This window comes from Burkholderia sp. JPY481 (genome assembly GCF_038900515.1).
Taxonomy (GTDB): Bacteria; Pseudomonadota; Gammaproteobacteria; order Burkholderiales; family Burkholderiaceae; genus Paraburkholderia; species Paraburkholderia youngii.
This window is the reverse complement of record NZ_JAYMRT010000021.1, coordinates 1-16,746: the sequence shown is the minus strand read 5'-3', so window position 1 is coordinate 16,746 and position 16,746 is coordinate 1. Positions and strand designations below refer to the sequence as shown.

The window sequence follows — 16,746 nt, the reverse complement described above, 5'->3', positions numbered from 1 at the left end:
GACGGATGCGTCTATTCCTCGCCGAAATAGTCGAGGTCTATCTTCTTGACCACATATTGTGTCGTGGCTGATACGCCGACGTTGAAGTCAATCATCAGGGCGGCCAGTTCTTCCCCGTCGATAAGCACAACCTTTTGCTGGAGATGTTTGACGAACTGTCTGGCGTCATCAGTAAACCGCGAGGTGGTGAGCATGACGCCTTTGCCTGCACCTTTGCCGACAAGGCTGCCTACAAACGCCTGAACTTGCGGCCGCCCGACCGGGTTCTGCCAGCGCTTCGCTTGCAGGTAGATGATGTCCAGACCGAGCCGGTCTTCCTTGATGATGCCATCGATGCCTTCATCGCCGCTTTGTCCGACAGCCTTGCCTGCATCCACCCGAGAACCGCCGTAGCCCATTGCAACCAGGAGGTCGACCACTAGTTGCTCGAAGAAGGCGGGGGACGTATTCAATACCTGCTGCAGCAGTGCCTGCACCAGTTCTTTGCGAAGTGCCAGGTAGCTGGATTCCAGCCGTTCCTCTGGCGTTTCGCCCGCGACCACTTGCTCTTCTGTGCTGTTGCTGGCGTTGTCGTCGGTACCTGCTTGTTGAAACGCCTGAAATTCCGGATACTTCTTCAACGACCGAACGTCGAGTTCGGCCGGATTAGTTGCCAATAGTTCGCGGCCCCGCTGAGTAATCCGAAAACGGCCTCTTCCGGACGATTCCACCAGAAGGGCCTTCGACAGGTACGTACGGGTCCATGCAACTCGATTCCTGAGCCGAGTCACGCGCCCACTGGGCAGGACTTCATTGGCATCGTCTTGTGACAGGTTGAACGTCTTTGCCAGATGGTCCATCAGGTCTTGCAGACCGTATTCCTTCCCATCGGAGATGCAGTTCAGAAACGGCAAAAAGAAGTGCTGGAACGAAGGGATTGCCATGTTGCTGTCCTCAAGTTGCGCCCCCCAAATTTTACTCGCGCTTTGTGCTAAGGACACTGCTAGCTTGTGAGTTCACTGAGGATGCGTTCGGATACTGCGGCGAACGTCTGAAAACGGGCTGCTTGAGAACTCTGCCAAATTGATGCTAGCGGAGATTACCACGTCGAAAACGAGGTTCTTTGCACGGCGCGCAGCAGAAGATGCGTCCGGAGCAGGAGGCAGCCCATAAGGCGGCCGCTGCCCGCGAACGTGACCCCCGTCGCCAGTCGACGACGCGCTGTGACTGCTTGTCGAGGCTGGCCGCGTGGTTGGCGACAGCGAGGTTCGCATCGACGCCACGAAGGTCTTTGCATTGAACAAGGCGCTCGACCCCTTGTGCACTGTCGCTAGGATTCAGCGGGACCCACACGATGTGGTGTTTGCCGTCATCAACGAGGCGAGCGCTGCCGTGAGGGCAGGACACTACGGAACGGCTCCTGCCGACAATGTCCGACTACAAGCTGAGGCGCAGCATCGGCGAAGCCGTCGATTCGGGTAAGGACAGCCTGCTCGAGGCCTTGCAAACAAAAGAGTGGGCCGCGGTTCGAGCCAAATAAATGGGAAACCACGAGGGCGTGAGTCGACAAACTGCCGAAACGCGCCCTAACAGTTGGACTACTTTGATTCTATGCCGTCGAGAATGCGACGAGCAACCGTACGGGCGACGGTTGGGTCGGCGAAGTCGACGAGATTGAACGTAAGCCGAGATACATGAACGGATGCGAACGGGGTTGTGCGACACCACTCTCCGTCGGACTCCGGGTAATCGGTGTTCATCCAAATCTTGTGATACCAGTTTGTACCTTCTGGAAGTGTTTCGGTCGCGCGGTACACATACACGAGCAGCAGGCTCTCTGCGGACTCGGCGGGAACAGACGTGCGCCCTTCGAGTTCATTCGTGTCGGAAATCAGGCGGAAATCAACTAGAAAATCTCCCGCTTCCGGATTGTTTTGGGGTTCCGGATTATCCTTGCGGGCAGCGAGAAAGAGGTGCGATGCGCCCAGCATCGGTAGGAAATCTTTGCCCGTCTTCTTTTCAAACGGATTGACGTTGTAGCTCCGTGGGGGATAGTTTGGATATGCTGCAGAGTAGTAGGTTGCACCCACCTCCTGGGCGATGTCGTTCACGAGAGTCAAGAGCGCCGACTGATAATCGGCGAGAAGTCGATATGCCTTGCGCACGTCCTTCAGGACGTCAATCAGGTCGTCGCGTGAGGTCATTTGTGAAAGGAGAATCTCTCGAAGTTGATGTTCAGACGTGTTAGACCAAAAACGGATGCGAAGGGGGAAGCAGGTCGGTCTGTGGCAGCCGCAGAAGGAGTTTTTGGACAAGTTGCAACTGCGAGCGCGAAAGTCTCGGCCTTAAGATTCGCTCTGCGCAGTTCGTGCAAACGTACTTCAGGTTTGCGGACGAGTCCATGGAAGCTTAGACCTGCCGCGACGTCATCTCGCATTCGTTGATATCCCGGATGCAAGTGTGCGATTGCGGCGAACGCGTTGAGCATGTCTGCCCACTTAACGGCACGAATCTCTACCTCGCTGAATACTTGCTCGCCAACAAGCTGCTTCTGTACCAAGGCTTCGAACGCCAAAGTCGCTTCTGGTGAGGTATCCTGCCGGCCGCCGACAAGAAGGAGGACAAGTGGCAAGTCTTTTGCGAGAGGCTCTGTTTTGGCAACTGCGAGTATCTCTTGCGCTACCTGCGGCGAATATTGCTGGTCCATCTGGTCCCAACGCTTCGCTTCGACGACAACCAATGCACTCTCGGTTACGAGAACTACATCGGGCTCTACGAATCCGCCATTGAGTTCCAAGCGTGGCCAAAACTCAATAGATTCGATGCGCCCGAACGGACGAACATCTGCAGGTAAGAGGGCAGCCCAGAACGCTGAGAGCGCGTCGTCGGTGAGATAAGACACTCGCTCGAAGACGAGGGAGGTCAAGAGGTCCTCGGAGCCGGTGGCATTGGAAAGCAGATGAGCCATTCCCTCTAACCCCGAGCCTCTTCGCTTTCCCTGCAATATTGCGGTCAACATGTGGTGTCTCGCGCATTAGCGCTTGTTAGTTTCTTGTTCGGTAAAGGGGGCCGGCATTTTGTTCTGGGCCGAACACGCCGCAGCGTTGACTTTACCATCTCAAATCATTCTGGTGTTCGACCCGAGTAGTCACGAAAAGGCGACGTAAAGCTTCGCTGGGTTGTCGAGTGTGATACGAACGAGGAACCACACACGGGCCAGCTCCTGCGACAGAAATATAAACACGTCGCACTAAATGCTCTGTTACGGCGCCTCGCGGCACGTAACGGCACGTGTTGGCAACAAACGCCCTCCCGTGTCCCAGAAAACCATTTCTTTGGGACCACAACCTTGAAACTGCTTGACCTTGACGAACTTGCTGCGCTTCTTGGACGCAGCCCCGAGACCATCAAAAAAGACTTGCGCCGCAATCCAGCGGCCGTGCCGCCGCGCCTGCATATTCCCGGTACACGTCTGCTGCGCTGGCGCGAATGTGATGTCGAGGCGTGGCTTGCGGAACACGTGGTCGGGGGTTCCCGATGAAGACGCTCACCGAGTTCAAAATGAACATCCGGGCGATGCTATCCACGTCACCTCCTGAGCTCGACCATGTCTTGCCTGGATTGCTGGCGGGTTCGGTCGGTGTCATTGCAGCGCCCGGCGGAACGGGCAAAAGCATGCTCCTTACGCAACTCGCGCTGGCAATCGCCGCTGGAGGGCCGTTTGTCGGCGGTGCTCTGGAGGGGTGTTCGGTATCGGCGCCGCGCAAGGTCGTTACTTTCTTTGCAGAAGAAACCACGGCGGTAATGCATCACCGTCTTCACGGGTCGGTTAGGCAGTTGTTTGCCGATATGCAAGCGGATAACCGTGACGACCGTTTGACCATCGTTGACCGCCTGGCTGAGAACCTCTTTATGTATCCGCTGGGAGGAGAGGGGCGACTCGTCTCTATGTCCGGTGACGCTATGCGCGGGGATGGCTTTCGCGAGTTGCTTGCCTGTTGTGAGGGCGCGCGACTAATTGTGGGGGACCCGCTGCGCCGATTCCACGACGGCGACGAAAACGATAGTGGTCGTATGACCAACGTAATAGAAGGATTCCAATCTCTCGCCAAGAGAACGGGAGCTGCAGTCCTGCTTGCGCATCATACAAACCGCAATTCGACATTGAGTGGGACCGGAGACCAGGCATCAGCATCACGTGGGTCGTCGGCTCTAACCGATGGCGTGAGATGGCAAGCGAATCTGTCTAGCTTGTCCGACTCATTTGCCGAGACACTTGGAATAACGAAGGAAGAACGCCCACAATTCATTAGACTCGATATCTCGAAGGCCAACTATGTACAGTCGCCATCACCCGTCGTCTTGCGAAGGGTTCCGGACACGGGGGCGTTGGTTCGATGGTCCAACGAGAAGTCAGGGTCAGCTGGCGCGGGATGCGGACGAACGTCGAGGAAGCAGCGATGAGCGAATGGAGCAAGTTCGTTGAAATTCGCCTGGTCCGCTACGATACGGCTCTTGCGTATTCAGGCGCGTTTTGCTCCTTACCAAATAATGCGCGGCCAAAGCTCGATATCTCTCACGAGTTCGGTGGAGTAACGTGGAATTGGCGCGGCCCAGACATGCTTGGGATTCCGGAGCAGAGCCTTCTGCTTGTGCTGCTTGAGCTGGCGCAAGAGCAATCGAATGCATCGGAACATGGTGCTAGAGTTGCTGCGATGGAGGATGAGTTGTATCCGAGTAACGAGTCACAGAGACCTCCGCTCGCCAGCATCAATGTGAGCTTTGCGGAACTCGGTCGGAGGCTCGGACGAAAGGAGGACGGAGGCAGCGCATCCCGCCAGATTCGTAAAGAACTCGAGCGCCTATGCGAGGTGACGGTCTGGCGTCGCGAGGTCGAGGGCAAGCAGATGTCCTCGCGATTGTTGGCCTGGCGTCGAAGCGACAGCGCTGGTGTGGACGTCGTCCTCAATTGGCGACTCGCCGAAACGTTGTTCGGTGGTCAGTACTCGCCTGTGTCGTTGGGGCAGCGCCTTCTCCTTTCGACCGACTGTGCGAGAGCGTTACATTGTAGTCTGTCCGTTTACATTCGGCCCGGCTGCTCCATGCAGTTCAAGCTCGATACCTTGGCTACGTTTGTGTGGCTAGATGACGAAGTCGCCGACGGTACTCGTCGGAGGCGCCGGCAGGCAATCCGCGACGCATTGGAGCAGCTCGTAGCCGTCAGAGGCTGGACGGTCAAGCAACTGCCCAACACTCCGGGCACTGTGCGAATTGTGCGATGGTCAGAAGACTGGGAACCCAAAGCACGCAGCAGAGTCGGTACGGTTCGCGCTAAAGCTGGCCGAGGTCCAGATGGACATAAAGACGACCTTTCGCGTCCTCCGGGCAAGCCTGCTCCTAATGCAGCGGTGGACATCTCCGCGCTGTGTGTCTGAAACGCCGAAGCAAAAGGAACGCGCCAGTTATTGACGCGTGCTGTCGAGATAGGGGGCGTTCACGTTATGCCGGGGCATTTCGTGAACGGAGGTCGGCATTTGATGAACAGGGCCGAGCGGCGAAAGGCCTACCTCGCAAGGCTTTGCGAGACTTTTGACATCGTCACTCTACTCTTTCTAAAGAAAGAGTATTTCGGATTAAAGGGGCTGGCAACCTCCGACGCCAGTTCACCTTTGCGCCGCGGTTAATTAGGGGGCATCTGGCGAAATGGCTGGAAGGCAAGCCCTGCAAGACTGTGCAGGAAAACAGCCCTTCAGATAACCGCTTCTTCCGAAAAGGACTCGTTTATAAAACCAGAAGGAGAGGAAAGTAAGCTCCTTAACCTCGCCCCGACGCGGCGCTCGCGACAGGCGGCCTTGCACAGGTGAAAGAGGTGCCGGTAGGTCAGAGGGAAGCATGCAGCGCGAGACCTCGGGCAAGACCTGACGCTAATTGTCAGTGCGATTGCGGACTGCGGCAGGGGAGAGCGCTGCTCTCCCGAAAACCAGTTTCCGTACCCGTCGGGAGTTGGCACTTTGGTCTCTGACGATACGGCGGTCAAGGGGCGGCGCGTTGCGCCGCACAGGGCAGGGCGCGGCGCGCTCGACGGCTTGATGCGTCGCGCAACTGTTATACCTAGGCTTCAGGCGTGTCGGCGGAGTAACACCTACAATCCACCCGTCGACCTGAGCCACAGCACGTTCGGACGCAGTCGGCGGAGGGTGCAACGCCGATTGCAAGCGCCCGTCTAGGTCGGCAAGCCGCAGCCATACTGCGACGGCGTAGGCGTCGTACTGGTCGCCAGTCATGTTCTCCGGCACGACAAGACCGCGTCTCCACATGGACGGATAGGCCTCGACAATCGCAAAGCGGCCTGGCGGAATGTCCCATTGGTAGGACGGCCAGAAGCGGACCTTGTCACAGAGCTGGCAGAGCAGGAAGAGCAGGCACCGGATACCGGAATGTTTCACTTCGCGTCGAAGTGAAACATGGACTTCGCCTGGCGGGGCTCTTCAGTTATGCGTCGCCGTCTGGGGTCTCGCTGCCGGGCGCTGGTTTTGCCGGTGAGGCTGCGCACACCACCCATGGGAGCGGTCGTCGTGCAGGGTAACCATGCCAGCCGCTTTTCGGCGCTATATGCATATCGACTATTCAGGCGCGAAGACGGCCCAGTTACTGGACCCCTAAACTGAGGAGTTTTATGAGCCGCGCCGCTCCGATAGTTCAAATTGATGATGGCGCTGCTAGGTTGTGGTATCCAAAGGGCCTATAGCCCAGCACTCACGCCCCCTCCTTCTTTGGCGCGCGGGACTTTTGCCAAAGTCTTTGGCCCTCAATACGGATGCCGCAAACTACCTATGCTCCGGCGGTCATATAACGTACGCGGGCGGGGCGCATGGCGTACAGCCCGACTGCGGCCTTTTTAATTTGATGAGAATGTCCTGTTTTCTCTATTATTCGGGGTGCAGTGTCTAAAGCTTTGCTTACGACAAGGGGTCACGCCTGTCACGGACCGGACGGGTGCTCCTTGTGGCAGTGACAATAAAAACGAATTGATTTCGGGAATTCAAACCACATGCTTCTCTTCGCACCAGGCTCGCGTGCCGTCATCCGTGACGAGGAATGGCTTATTCGCCGTGTCGACCCCACGACCGACGGCGGCTCGATGTTGACTTGCGACGGCGTCTCCGCGCTGGTTCAAGGTCGGTCAGCGCTGTTTCTGACCGAACTGGAAGACACAATCAAGGTCCTCGACCCAGCGGAAACCGAACTGGTGCCCGACACTAGCCCCACGTACAACGCCACCGTCCTGTACCTCGAAAGCCTGCGCCGCCGTGGCGTGGCGAACGACGCGCGCATCCATCTCGGTCACCGCGGCGTGATGAACGTTGTGCCGTATCAGCTCGACCCTGCGCTGCAGGCGCTGAATCAACCGCGCTCGCGCATTCTGATTGCCGACGCGGTCGGTCTTGGTAAGACGCTGGAAGCAGGAATTCTTACAACCGAGCTGATTCAGCGCGGGCGTGGCAAGCGCATCCTCGTCGTCACGCAGAAGGCGATGCTGACGCAATTTCAAAAGGAATGGTGGAGTCGCTTCACGATTCCTCTGGTCCGTCTCGATTCGGTGGGCCTTGCCCGCGTGCGCAACCGGATTCCAACAAACCATAACCCGTTCAATTACTTCGACCGCAGCATCATCTCCGTCGATACGCTCAAGAGCAATCTCGAGTATCGAAATTATCTTGAGAATGCGTGGTGGGACATCATCGTCATTGACGAATGCCATAACGTGGCCGCTCGGGCCGGAGAAGGCGGCCTGTCTCGTCGTGCGCGCCTGGCGCGGCTGCTGTCAAGCCGCTCAGATACGCTTATCCTCCTGTCTGCGACACCTCATGATGGCTCGGCTCGAAGCTTTGCGTCGCTAATGAGCCTGCTGGACCCGACAGCCATCCCCGACCCGGATAACTACACGCCAGAGGATTTCCGCAGCAAGGGCCTGGTTATCCGTCGGTTCAAGAAGGACATCAAGGACCAGGTGCAATCGGATTTCCAAGAGCGCAGGACCCTTCGCTTGCGCCAGAATGCCAGTGCAGAGGAGGAGGCTGCGTACCGTGCGCTGCTCGAAGTGCCTTTCACGCAGGGCGGCCAGAGGAACGGGGGGCGCCAGCAGGAACTGCAGCGCGTGGGCATGCAGAAGGCGCTCTTCTCGAGTCCCGCGGCGGCCCTTAAATCGACTGACAGGCGTGTTGCGGTGTTGCGGAATAAGTCAGGTCCTACGCCCGAAGAATTGTCCGAGGTGGAAGGTCTTGAAGTCCTGGCTGATGCGCTCAAGGTGCTTGTCAATGACTCTACGGCGCGCAGCTTCAGCAAGTACCAGCGGCTGCTCGAACAGTTGCGCTCAGACGAGTTCGGTTGGCAGCCGCGTAACGCCGATGACCGTCTGGTCATCTTCTCCGAGCGTATCGACACGCTGGAGTGGCTGCAAAGGCAGCTTGCGATTGACCTCGAGCTCAAGTCGAATCAGCTTGCCGTATTGCATGGCGGCTTGCCCGATACCGACCAGCAGTCTCTGGTTGAGCGCTTTGGTCGCAAGGAGGACTCGCTGCGTGTGTTGCTGTGTTCCGACGTCGCGAGCGAAGGCCTGAACCTGCATTACTTCTGCCATCGCCTCGTGCACTTCGACCTACCTTGGTCGCTGATGGTGTTCCAGCAGCGCAATGGTCGCGTAGACCGATATGGGCAGAAGCATCAGCCGAACATCCTCTATCTGTTTACCGAAACAGTGAACGAAAAAATTCGTGGTGACCTGCGCATTCTTGAAATCTTGCAGGCCAAGGATGACCAGGCATACCAGAATCTCGGTGACCCATCGGCGTTTCTCAACGTTTTCGACCCGGATAAAGAGGAGGCAAAGGTCGCCGATTTCATGGCGGATGGAATGCAACCCGAGGAAGTTGAAGCTCAGCTCGACCAGAATGCCGCAAACGACGGCGTCGACGAAGACGGTGGCGATTGGTTGATGCAGCTCTTTGGTGGTGGTACGGACAGCGAAGACGGTCGCGCAGACAAAACGCCGCCCGCGCTTGCCTGTAGCAGTCTCGACCAGATTGACGACCGTGCATCGCTGTTTGAGAGTGACTACCACTACGCGAATACTGCCCTTACGCAGCTCAATCAGGGGCAGACATTGTGCGACTGGACCTCGCACGACGAGGAACAGGTCATCGCGTTGACCGCTCCGCGCGACCTTCAGGAACGTCTACGTCAACTCCCTCGTGAAGTGCAAGCCGACAACGACCATTACACGCTCTGCGCCAGCGCGAAGCGTATGATGGACGCGATTGAAATCGCCCGTCAGGCGCGCTCAGAAGAAGAAACGTGGCCGCAGCAGCACTACCTATGGCCGCAGCATCCCATCATGGAGTGGCTCGGTGACCGGGTGCTCACGCACTTCGGTCGTCACAAGGCGCCGTTGCTGCAAAGCCACAAGGTCGCGCCTGATGAACAGGCGTTCATTCTGATGAGCCTGATTCCAAACCGAAAAGGCCAGCCGCTGCTGGTCGATTGGCAGGTAGCCAGCCGCAACGGCGACGGCGCGTTCGCGTTGGAATCGTTCGATGCTTTTATCGAACGCGCGGGCATCCGCGCGGGTGGGCTGCCAAACCGTGGAGAAACGCTCTCGCTGCAGGTAGTCCAAGCGAAGATGCAGCAAGCGCTGCCACTGGCGGTGAAACACATGCACGAGTTCATGGTGGAACGTCAGCAGACCTTCTCCGCCGACATGCAGGCGAGGCTGAAGGACACCCTTGCCGAGCTGGAGCGCCTCCAAAGGCGCCAGATGGAACAGCTTGCACTGAACCTGGAAAAGCAGCTCGAAACCGTCAAGCAAGGCCGCTTCGAGCGGCGTAGCCAGCAAATCCACAAAGTATTTGATGACTACCGCCGCTGGGTGGAGGACACCCTGACCACTGAACCGCGCCCCTGGATTCAGGTACTGGCCGGTGTGTGCCATCCCGAAGCTGCCGGAGTCTAACTATGCCCGTACTCGACGCCGTACAGACTTTTGCTGGTATCAGCAACGAAAACGAGTTCTACAGCCACACGTACCTGACCGCGGTATTCAAGGACGACATCAGGGACCTTCTGGCCGACTGGGATGCCGAGGAGACACAGCACCCTGGCGATGAGGCTCACCGCGCTCCATACAAACGGCTGCAGGGCTGGGCGCAGCGCTGGTTTGCCCTACGGGGTCAGGTTGCGCGTGGCCGTGATGAATATGAGCGCTGGCAGCTTTTCATGGAGCTGCAGACTGGCCTGATGCAGGCGCTCGGCTATCGCCAGCCGCCGCGCACGCTCACGTTGCACGAGTTCGTCAACGGATTACCAGTGCCAGTCTGGGATGTACAGAGCGCGCGCCTCGCCATAATTCCAGCCTACCATCCCGGCGCCGAAGACGACGACCTCCTCGACCACCAACTCACTACGTTCCATTACGGAGGTGAGCCTGTGCCCGCCGAATTGCGTGGGGAGACTGGGGCGGTGATGCTGTCCGACGCCGTATTCGGCGCCGACAATCCGCCCCGCTATGTGTTGCTGGTCGGTCTTGATGAGTGGTTGCTGCTTGACCGTTACAAGTGGCCGAATAACCGCGCTCTGCGATTCAATTGGGCCGACATTCTCGACCGCAAGGACGCGGACACGCTCAAAGCTTGTGCGGCGCTGCTGCATCAGGATTGCCTTGCCCCCGGCGAGGGCAGTAGTTTGCTTGAGAGTTTGGATAGCAATGCACACAAGCATGCGTTCGGCGTCAGCGAGGACCTCAAATTCGCATTGCGTGAGGCCATCGAAATCTTTGGCAATGAGGCCGCACGCCAGCTCGATGAACTCGCTACGGGCAGCAAGAAGAGCATTTACTCCGGCGCCTACAAGCTCGAAGCCGGTGCGCTGAGTCTCGAATGCCTGCGTCTCGTGTACCGGTTGCTCTTTATGTTTTACATTGAAGCTCGACCCGAGCTGGGCTATGTGCCAATCCAGAAGAGCGAGGTCTACCTCAAGGGCTATAGCCTCGAAAGCCTGCGCGACCTCGAGATGCAGCCACTCGCCACTCAACACGCGCGCGAGGGCAGATACTTTGACCTGACGCTGCGGCGCCTGTTCAGGCTGGTCGCCCATGGCTGCGGCGTGGAGAATCAGCATCATTTGCACGACGTAGCCCAAGGTGCGATGGACGTTTTTGCACTGGCACCGCTCGACAGTCGCCTGTTCGACGACAGTGCGATGCCACTGCTTGATAAGGTGCAGTTTCCGAATGAGGTGTGGCAGCGCGTCATCCGTCTGCTATCGCTCAGCAAGGCGCAGGGAAAGGGTCGTCGCCTTGGTCGCGTCAGTTACCAGATGCTTTCCATCAATCAGCTGGGGGCGGTTTACGAGGCGCTGCTCAGCTACCGCGGCTTTTTCGCCGAAGAAGACCTGTACGAAGTCAAACCCGCGCCGAAGAACGCGGGCGCGGCGACAAGTGGCGATGACGAAGACGGCGATGCTGGCGACGGAGACGACAGCGCTAGCCGCCGCGCGCGCGCGAGCGATTCCGCAGCCGACAAGCTCGAAAACGCATGGTTCGTGCCGCATGGCCGCATCGACGAATACCGCGACGACGAAAAGGTCTACGACGTCGACGACAACGGCCGTCGCAGGCTGCGCATGTACCCGAAGGGCTCATTCATTTACCGGCTGGCCGGCCGCGACCGGCAGAAGAGCGCGAGCTATTACACGCCCCAAGTGCTTACGCAGTGCCTCGTAAAATATGCGCTCAAGGAGTTGCTGAGCAGCACCCGCGTGAAATGCGCCGACGATATGCTGACGCTTACGATATGCGAACCCGCAATGGGAAGCGCGGCGTTTCTGAATGAGGCTGTCAATCAACTGGCGGAAGCCTACCTGGAGCGCAAACAAGCGGAACTCAGGCAACGCATTCCTCACGACGTGTACCCGCGGGAACTGCAGAAGGTTCGAATGTATATGGCGGACCGCAACGCGTTCGGTGTTGACCTGAACCCCGTCGCGGTTGAGCTCGCCGAGGTGTCCATCTGGCTGAACGCCATTTACGGCGGTGAGGACGCGGAAGGGAAGCCGTTGCCAGCGCGTGTGCCCTGGTTCGGTTACCAGCTCTTTACTGGCAATAGTCTCATCGGCGCGCGTCATCGAGTGTTCAAAGCCACCGCGTTGCTCAAGGGCGCCAAGCCTGCGTGGCACGAAGAGCCGCCGCGTCGAGCGACTGCGACGGACCCGCGGCAGCCGGATGAAATATGGCACTTCCTGTTGCCGGACCCGGGCATGGTGAACTTCACCGATAAGGACGCGAAAAAACTTTACGCGGAACACTTCAAGCACCTTCAGGCTTGGCGTAAAGGTTTCACTGCACCGCTGGCGGACTTCGAGATTGCTCGCCTGCAGCAGCTCAGTGCACGGGTGGACGAACTCTGGGCGGAGCATACCGAGGCGCTTACGCGTGACCGCAATCGTACCGAGGACGCGCTGGATGTGTGGCCGCACAGAGACCGTGCGCAACGACCTGGTGCCGGCCATATCAGCCGAGCCGAGAAAGACAGAATTCGCCGTGAGGGCTTACTGAACGAGGACGGCGACCTTGCCACGCCGTTTCGACGTCTAAAGCTGGTGATGGACTACTGGTGTGCGCTGTGGTTCTGGCCCGTTACTGAATCCGCGCAATTGCCGAACCGCGAACAGTGGTGGATGGAAATTGGAGCAATCCTCGAAGGCAACGTAGTGGACGTGGTCCCGCAATATGGCCTCGACCTGCAACCCGTCGAACCCGAACTACCGCAAGCGCTTGTGCCAGAGGTTCAGGGCAGCCTGATTGGTTTCCAGACCCAGCTGTCTCTGACTAAATTGGCAGACCCACCGGAATTGCATGACAAGCTAGGCCAGTTGCGTATCAGCAAGCTGAGACAGTACTTCCCACGTGTGGCCATGGTCGAAGCGATTGCCGATGCGCGTCGCTTCATGCACTGGGAACTGTGCTTCGCAGATGTACTGTTGAGTAGGGGGGGCTTCGACCTGATTCTCGGTAATCCGCCTTGGATTAAAGTGGAGTGGAACGAGGCCGGCATCCTAGGCGAGAAAAATCCTCTGTTCGCTATCCGAAAGCTCGGTGCCAGCGATTTAGCTAAGCTGCGCGGCGAGGCCTTTTCTGAGTTCTCCGGCCTGCAGACCGCGTGGACCGAGGAATTGCAAGAAGCGGAAGGTACTCAAAGTTTTTTGAGTTCAGTACAGAACTACTCGCTGCTCAAGGGCGTCCAGACTAATCTGTACAAATGCTTTATGCCGCTTGCTTGGCGTCTCACCAGTGCATCGGGTGTGACCGGGCTGCTGCATCCTGAAGGGCCATACGACGACCCCGAAGGCGGCACACTGCGCGAAGCCATATATAGGCGATTGCGGTTTCATTTTCAGTTTCAGAATCAGAAGATGTTGTTCCCAATCGCTCATCGGGAAAAATACAGCATCAACATTTACGGGCCGCCATTGCAACACCCATCTTTCGACACTATTGCTAACCTTTTTGTGCCGAACACCGTAGATGCCTGTTACCAGCATGACGGGATGGGATTGCCTGGAGGTATTAAGAACGAAGAAGGCCAATGGAACACAGCCGGACACCACCACCGCATTGTCCGCGTCGACGAGCAGGGACTGCAAGTGTTCGCTCGACTTTATGACGAGCCGGGCACGTCAGCCCGCCGCGCCAGACTACCGTCGTTGCACGCCTCAAGTCTCAACTCGGTCCTCCTCAAGCTTGCTTCTGTCAAGCGCCGGCTTTCGGACTTGCATGACGTGTCAATAGTGAACGAGATGTGGCATGAAACTCGTCAGCAGGCCGACGGAACAATAGGTCGGCGCTTGCCGACTGATACCGCGTTTCCTAAGTCGTCCGATGACTGGGTTCTTTCCGGCCCTCATTTCTTCTTGGCTAACCCGTTCAACAAGACTCCGCGCCAGGTGTCTACCGAGAAGGGCCACTACGACGTTATCGACCTCGAAACCTTGCCGAGCGATTACCTCCCTAGAACAAACTTTTGGCCGAAATCGGACAGGAATTCGTACTTCCTCGGAGTCCCCCGGGTGGGCTGGATGGAAGACACCAGCAGTGTGAAGAGGGCGTCCACCGACTATTTCAGACACGTACACAGGCGGGCAATTGGAAGCTCGTCAGAGCGGAGTGCTATTTGTGCACTGGTGCCACCAGGTGTGGGACATATCGACAGCTGTGTATCTATCGTATTCCGAAGCTATTCAGAATTAACCGCATTTTCTGGTGCAATGGCGTCGCTGCCGTTTGACTTTTTTGTCAAGAGCACCGGAAAAGGTGATATGCGCGGGGAACTTGTAGGTAGATTGCCATTCTTGGGCTGGATTCCGGAAGTCGCTTCTCGTTATCTGGTCCTTAATTGCCTAGCGGACCACTATGGTCCTCTATGGGAGCAGACATACGACGTGACCTTTTCTGAGCAACGCTGGAGTCAGCCAGATAATCGGCGCTTGCCACAGAATCATTGGACCGCACTTACCAGCACATGGACACGCGATTGCGCGTTGCGTAGCGACTACGGCCGCCGCATGGCACTCGTGGAGATGGACGTTCTAGTGGCGCAGGCACTCGGTTTGACGCTCAACGAACTTCTTCTTATCTATCGTGTGCAATTCCCCGTGATGCAGGGCTATGAGCGTGACACCTGGTACGACATCAACGGCCGTATTGTATTCACGAACAGCAAAGGCTTGATTGGCGTCGGCCTGCCGCGCAAGGGTACCCGTAACGGGCCGAAAGCGCGCATCGCGACTCCAGACGGCAAGTCGCGCGAAGGCAATTTAGGTTGGGAGGACCTCTGGGACTACGCTGAAGCGGAGGCTAGCGACAGCGAGGAAGTTGTCAAGGCCGGCGGCAAAGCGAAGGTTCCTGACGGAACCGTCATTACGCAATGGGTAACCGATGACACACTTCCGGGAGGCCCGCGCACCGTAGAACGCACCTATATAGCACCCTTCGCCCGAGCCAATAGGGAAGACGACTATCACACAGCGTGGGCGGCGTTTGCGTTAAGGTCAATGGTTGAGCATGACTAACTGTTTCGGCCCAAACTGACACCGCGATAGAAAACCCAATAGGACGAAGCGAAAAATGCTGCCTTCGCTGCTCGCAAAAGACATTCAGACTGGCCTGAAGCAGTTCCTCATATCGGCGTATGAACCGGCCGATTCATTCACCCACGGCCTGATGAGCCGCTTTGTCGAGGGTGAGGACAACTGGTTGAAGGGCCCCTATGTGCAGATTGGACTGCCCTTCAGCACCGGCACGGCCGGCCACAAATTCTTTACCACCTTCAAAACGCAGTACGAGGGATTCACCCATCAGGAGAGGGCGTGGGAGCGGCTATCCAGTGACCGCAAGGCGCTGAGCGCGTTGGTCGCAACCGGTACCGGCAGCGGCAAAACGGAGTGCTTTTTATACCCGGTGCTCGACCACTGTGCACGTGCCCGCGCGGCGGGTGAGGCTGGCATTAAGGCACTGGTCATCTACCCGATGAATGCACTGGCTTCTGACCAGGCACGCCGTATCGCGGAACTGGTGGCCAAGGTGCCCGCCTTCGCAGGTTTGCGTGTCGGTCTGTACGTCGGCGGCCAGATGGCATCTCCCGGTCAGGGGACCGTGATGACGCCCAATAGTGTCATTACCGACCGCGAAACGCTTCGCAAAAATCCGCCGGACATCTTGCTGACCAACTACAAGATGCTCGACTACCTGATGCTGCGTCCAAAGGACCGGCAGCTATGGGCATCCAACACACCGACCACGTTGCGCTATGTGGTGGTCGATGAACTGCACACCTTCGACGGTGCCCAAGGAACGGACCTTGCGCTGCTGCTGCGCCGCCTGCGTGCGCGGCTCCGAATGCCGGAGAATCATCTCATATGCGCGGGCACATCGGCGACGCTTGGCGGCACATCGGATACCAGTCCGCTGCGGCAGTACGCAGAAGAAGTATTCGGCGTGGCTTTTCCGGAAGACTCGGTCATCACCGAAAGCCGCCAGTCGATGGACGATTTCCTCGGTGACTCGACTGTCGATTACATGTTTGCCTATCATCCGGATGTGATTGACAGTCTCGACCCAACGCACTATACCAGTCCCGAGGAAGCCGTGGCGGCCTGGTTTCCGCTGTTTTTCATGGGCGCTGCCGAGCTGCCGGATGTGGGCAACACCGAATGGCGCGAGAAACTCGGGACGCTGCTCAAGTGCCACCAGCTGTTCGTCAACCTGCTCAGACTCGCCAAAGACGGAACTGTTGGTTACCGGGACCTGACTGAAGCTTTCGCGCGTAGCATGCCGGCGGCGAGCGGCGACGATGTTGCCAAGGTTACCGACGCGTTACTCGTGCTTGTTGCATGGGCGCGCCGGGAGCACAACCAACCACTGGTCACGCTTCGCACCCAGCTCTGGATACGGGAGCTGCGTCGCATGGTCGGCAAGCTCAGTACCGTGAAGGAGGAAGTCCAACTGCGTAGCGAGCGTGATTTGCCGGGCGAGCGTGATGGCGTCTATTTGCCTATGGTGCAATGCAGCCAGTGCCGCACCACAGGGTGGCTGAAGCGCCCCGGGTTTTCCGGAGACTCCACTTCTTGAGAAAATGGAGCTATGGAAAACACGAAGAAGAAGTCCCCGAGGTACTCGCCGGAAGTTCGTGAGCGGGCTGTGCGAATGGTACTGGAACA

The 16,746-nt window shown here is 57.9% G+C and carries 9 protein-coding genes; 6 read left to right on the top strand and 3 right to left on the bottom strand.

Features of this window, described 5'->3' with window-relative positions:
* Positions 1-11: 11 nt before the first annotated feature.
* From VSR82_RS32785 to VSR82_RS32775, 3 genes are all read right to left on the bottom strand, one after another.
* On the bottom strand, positions 12-923 hold the full coding sequence (locus VSR82_RS32785) for a restriction endonuclease (protein ID WP_498858406.1): 912 nt from the start codon (positions 921-923) through the stop codon (positions 12-14).
* Between the two features lie 654 nt (positions 924-1,577).
* Complete coding sequence (locus VSR82_RS32780; RefSeq protein ID WP_498858405.1) at positions 1,578-2,183, bottom strand: PM0109 family protein; 606 nt, start codon at positions 2,181-2,183, stop codon at positions 1,578-1,580.
* Entirely contained in the window at positions 2,180-2,947 is a 768-nt protein-coding gene (locus tag VSR82_RS32775) for a hypothetical protein (protein WP_498858404.1), read from the bottom strand. Before VSR82_RS32775 ends, VSR82_RS32780 begins: the two co-directional genes overlap by 4 nt.
* A 381-nt stretch (positions 2,948-3,328) precedes the next feature.
* Between VSR82_RS32775 and VSR82_RS32770 the strand changes: the two genes are divergently transcribed.
* From VSR82_RS32770 to VSR82_RS32745, 6 genes are all read left to right on the top strand, one after another.
* Positions 3,329-3,520 carry a hypothetical protein gene (locus tag VSR82_RS32770; protein ID WP_498858403.1) on the top strand — a complete coding sequence of 64 codons (192 nt, stop codon included), beginning with the start codon at positions 3,329-3,331 and terminating at the stop codon, positions 3,518-3,520.
* Positions 3,517-4,443 (top strand): helicase RepA family protein, encoded by a 927-nt coding sequence (locus VSR82_RS32765; protein WP_498858402.1) that lies wholly within the window; start codon positions 3,517-3,519, stop codon positions 4,441-4,443. Before VSR82_RS32770 ends, VSR82_RS32765 begins: the two co-directional genes overlap by 4 nt.
* The gene (repC, locus tag VSR82_RS32760) at positions 4,440-5,414 is read left to right on the top strand and encodes a replication protein C, IncQ-type (RefSeq protein ID WP_498858401.1); all 975 of its coding nucleotides are present in this window, start codon (positions 4,440-4,442) and stop codon (positions 5,412-5,414) included. Before VSR82_RS32765 ends, repC begins: the two co-directional genes overlap by 4 nt.
* Before the next feature lie 1,616 nt (positions 5,415-7,030).
* Positions 7,031-9,988, top strand: coding sequence for a DEAD/DEAH box helicase (locus VSR82_RS32755; RefSeq protein ID WP_498858400.1), 2,958 nt, complete (start codon positions 7,031-7,033; stop codon positions 9,986-9,988).
* 2 nt (positions 9,989-9,990) lie between these two features.
* On the top strand, positions 9,991-15,099 hold the full coding sequence (locus VSR82_RS32750; protein ID WP_498858399.1) for a DNA methyltransferase family protein: 5,109 nt from the start codon (positions 9,991-9,993) through the stop codon (positions 15,097-15,099).
* 55 nt (positions 15,100-15,154) lie between these two features.
* Positions 15,155-16,657 (top strand): DEAD/DEAH box helicase, encoded by a 1,503-nt coding sequence (locus tag VSR82_RS32745; RefSeq protein ID WP_498858398.1) that lies wholly within the window; start codon positions 15,155-15,157, stop codon positions 16,655-16,657.
* Positions 16,658-16,746: the final 89 nt, after the last annotated feature.

Excerpts from the sequence above, each read along its gene's own strand:
- VSR82_RS32775 (WP_498858404.1), bottom strand. The coding sequence starts at position 2,947 with ATGGCTCATCTGCTTTCCAATGCCACCGGCTCCGAGGACCTCTTGACC.
- VSR82_RS32755 (WP_498858400.1), top strand. The coding sequence starts at position 7,031 with ATGCTTCTCTTCGCACCAGGCTCGCGTGCCGTCATCCGTGACGAGGAA.
- VSR82_RS32745 (WP_498858398.1), top strand. The coding sequence starts at position 15,155 with ATGCTGCCTTCGCTGCTCGCAAAAGACATTCAGACTGGCCTGAAGCAG.
- repC (WP_498858401.1), top strand. The coding sequence starts at position 4,440 with ATGAGCGAATGGAGCAAGTTCGTTGAAATTCGCCTGGTCCGCTACGAT.
- VSR82_RS32750 (WP_498858399.1), top strand. The coding sequence starts at position 9,991 with ATGCCCGTACTCGACGCCGTACAGACTTTTGCTGGTATCAGCAACGAA.
- VSR82_RS32765 (WP_498858402.1), top strand. The coding sequence starts at position 3,517 with ATGAAGACGCTCACCGAGTTCAAAATGAACATCCGGGCGATGCTATCC.
- VSR82_RS32780 (WP_498858405.1), bottom strand. The coding sequence starts at position 2,183 with ATGACCTCACGCGACGACCTGATTGACGTCCTGAAGGACGTGCGCAAG.
- VSR82_RS32785 (WP_498858406.1), bottom strand. The coding sequence starts at position 923 with ATGGCAATCCCTTCGTTCCAGCACTTCTTTTTGCCGTTTCTGAACTGC.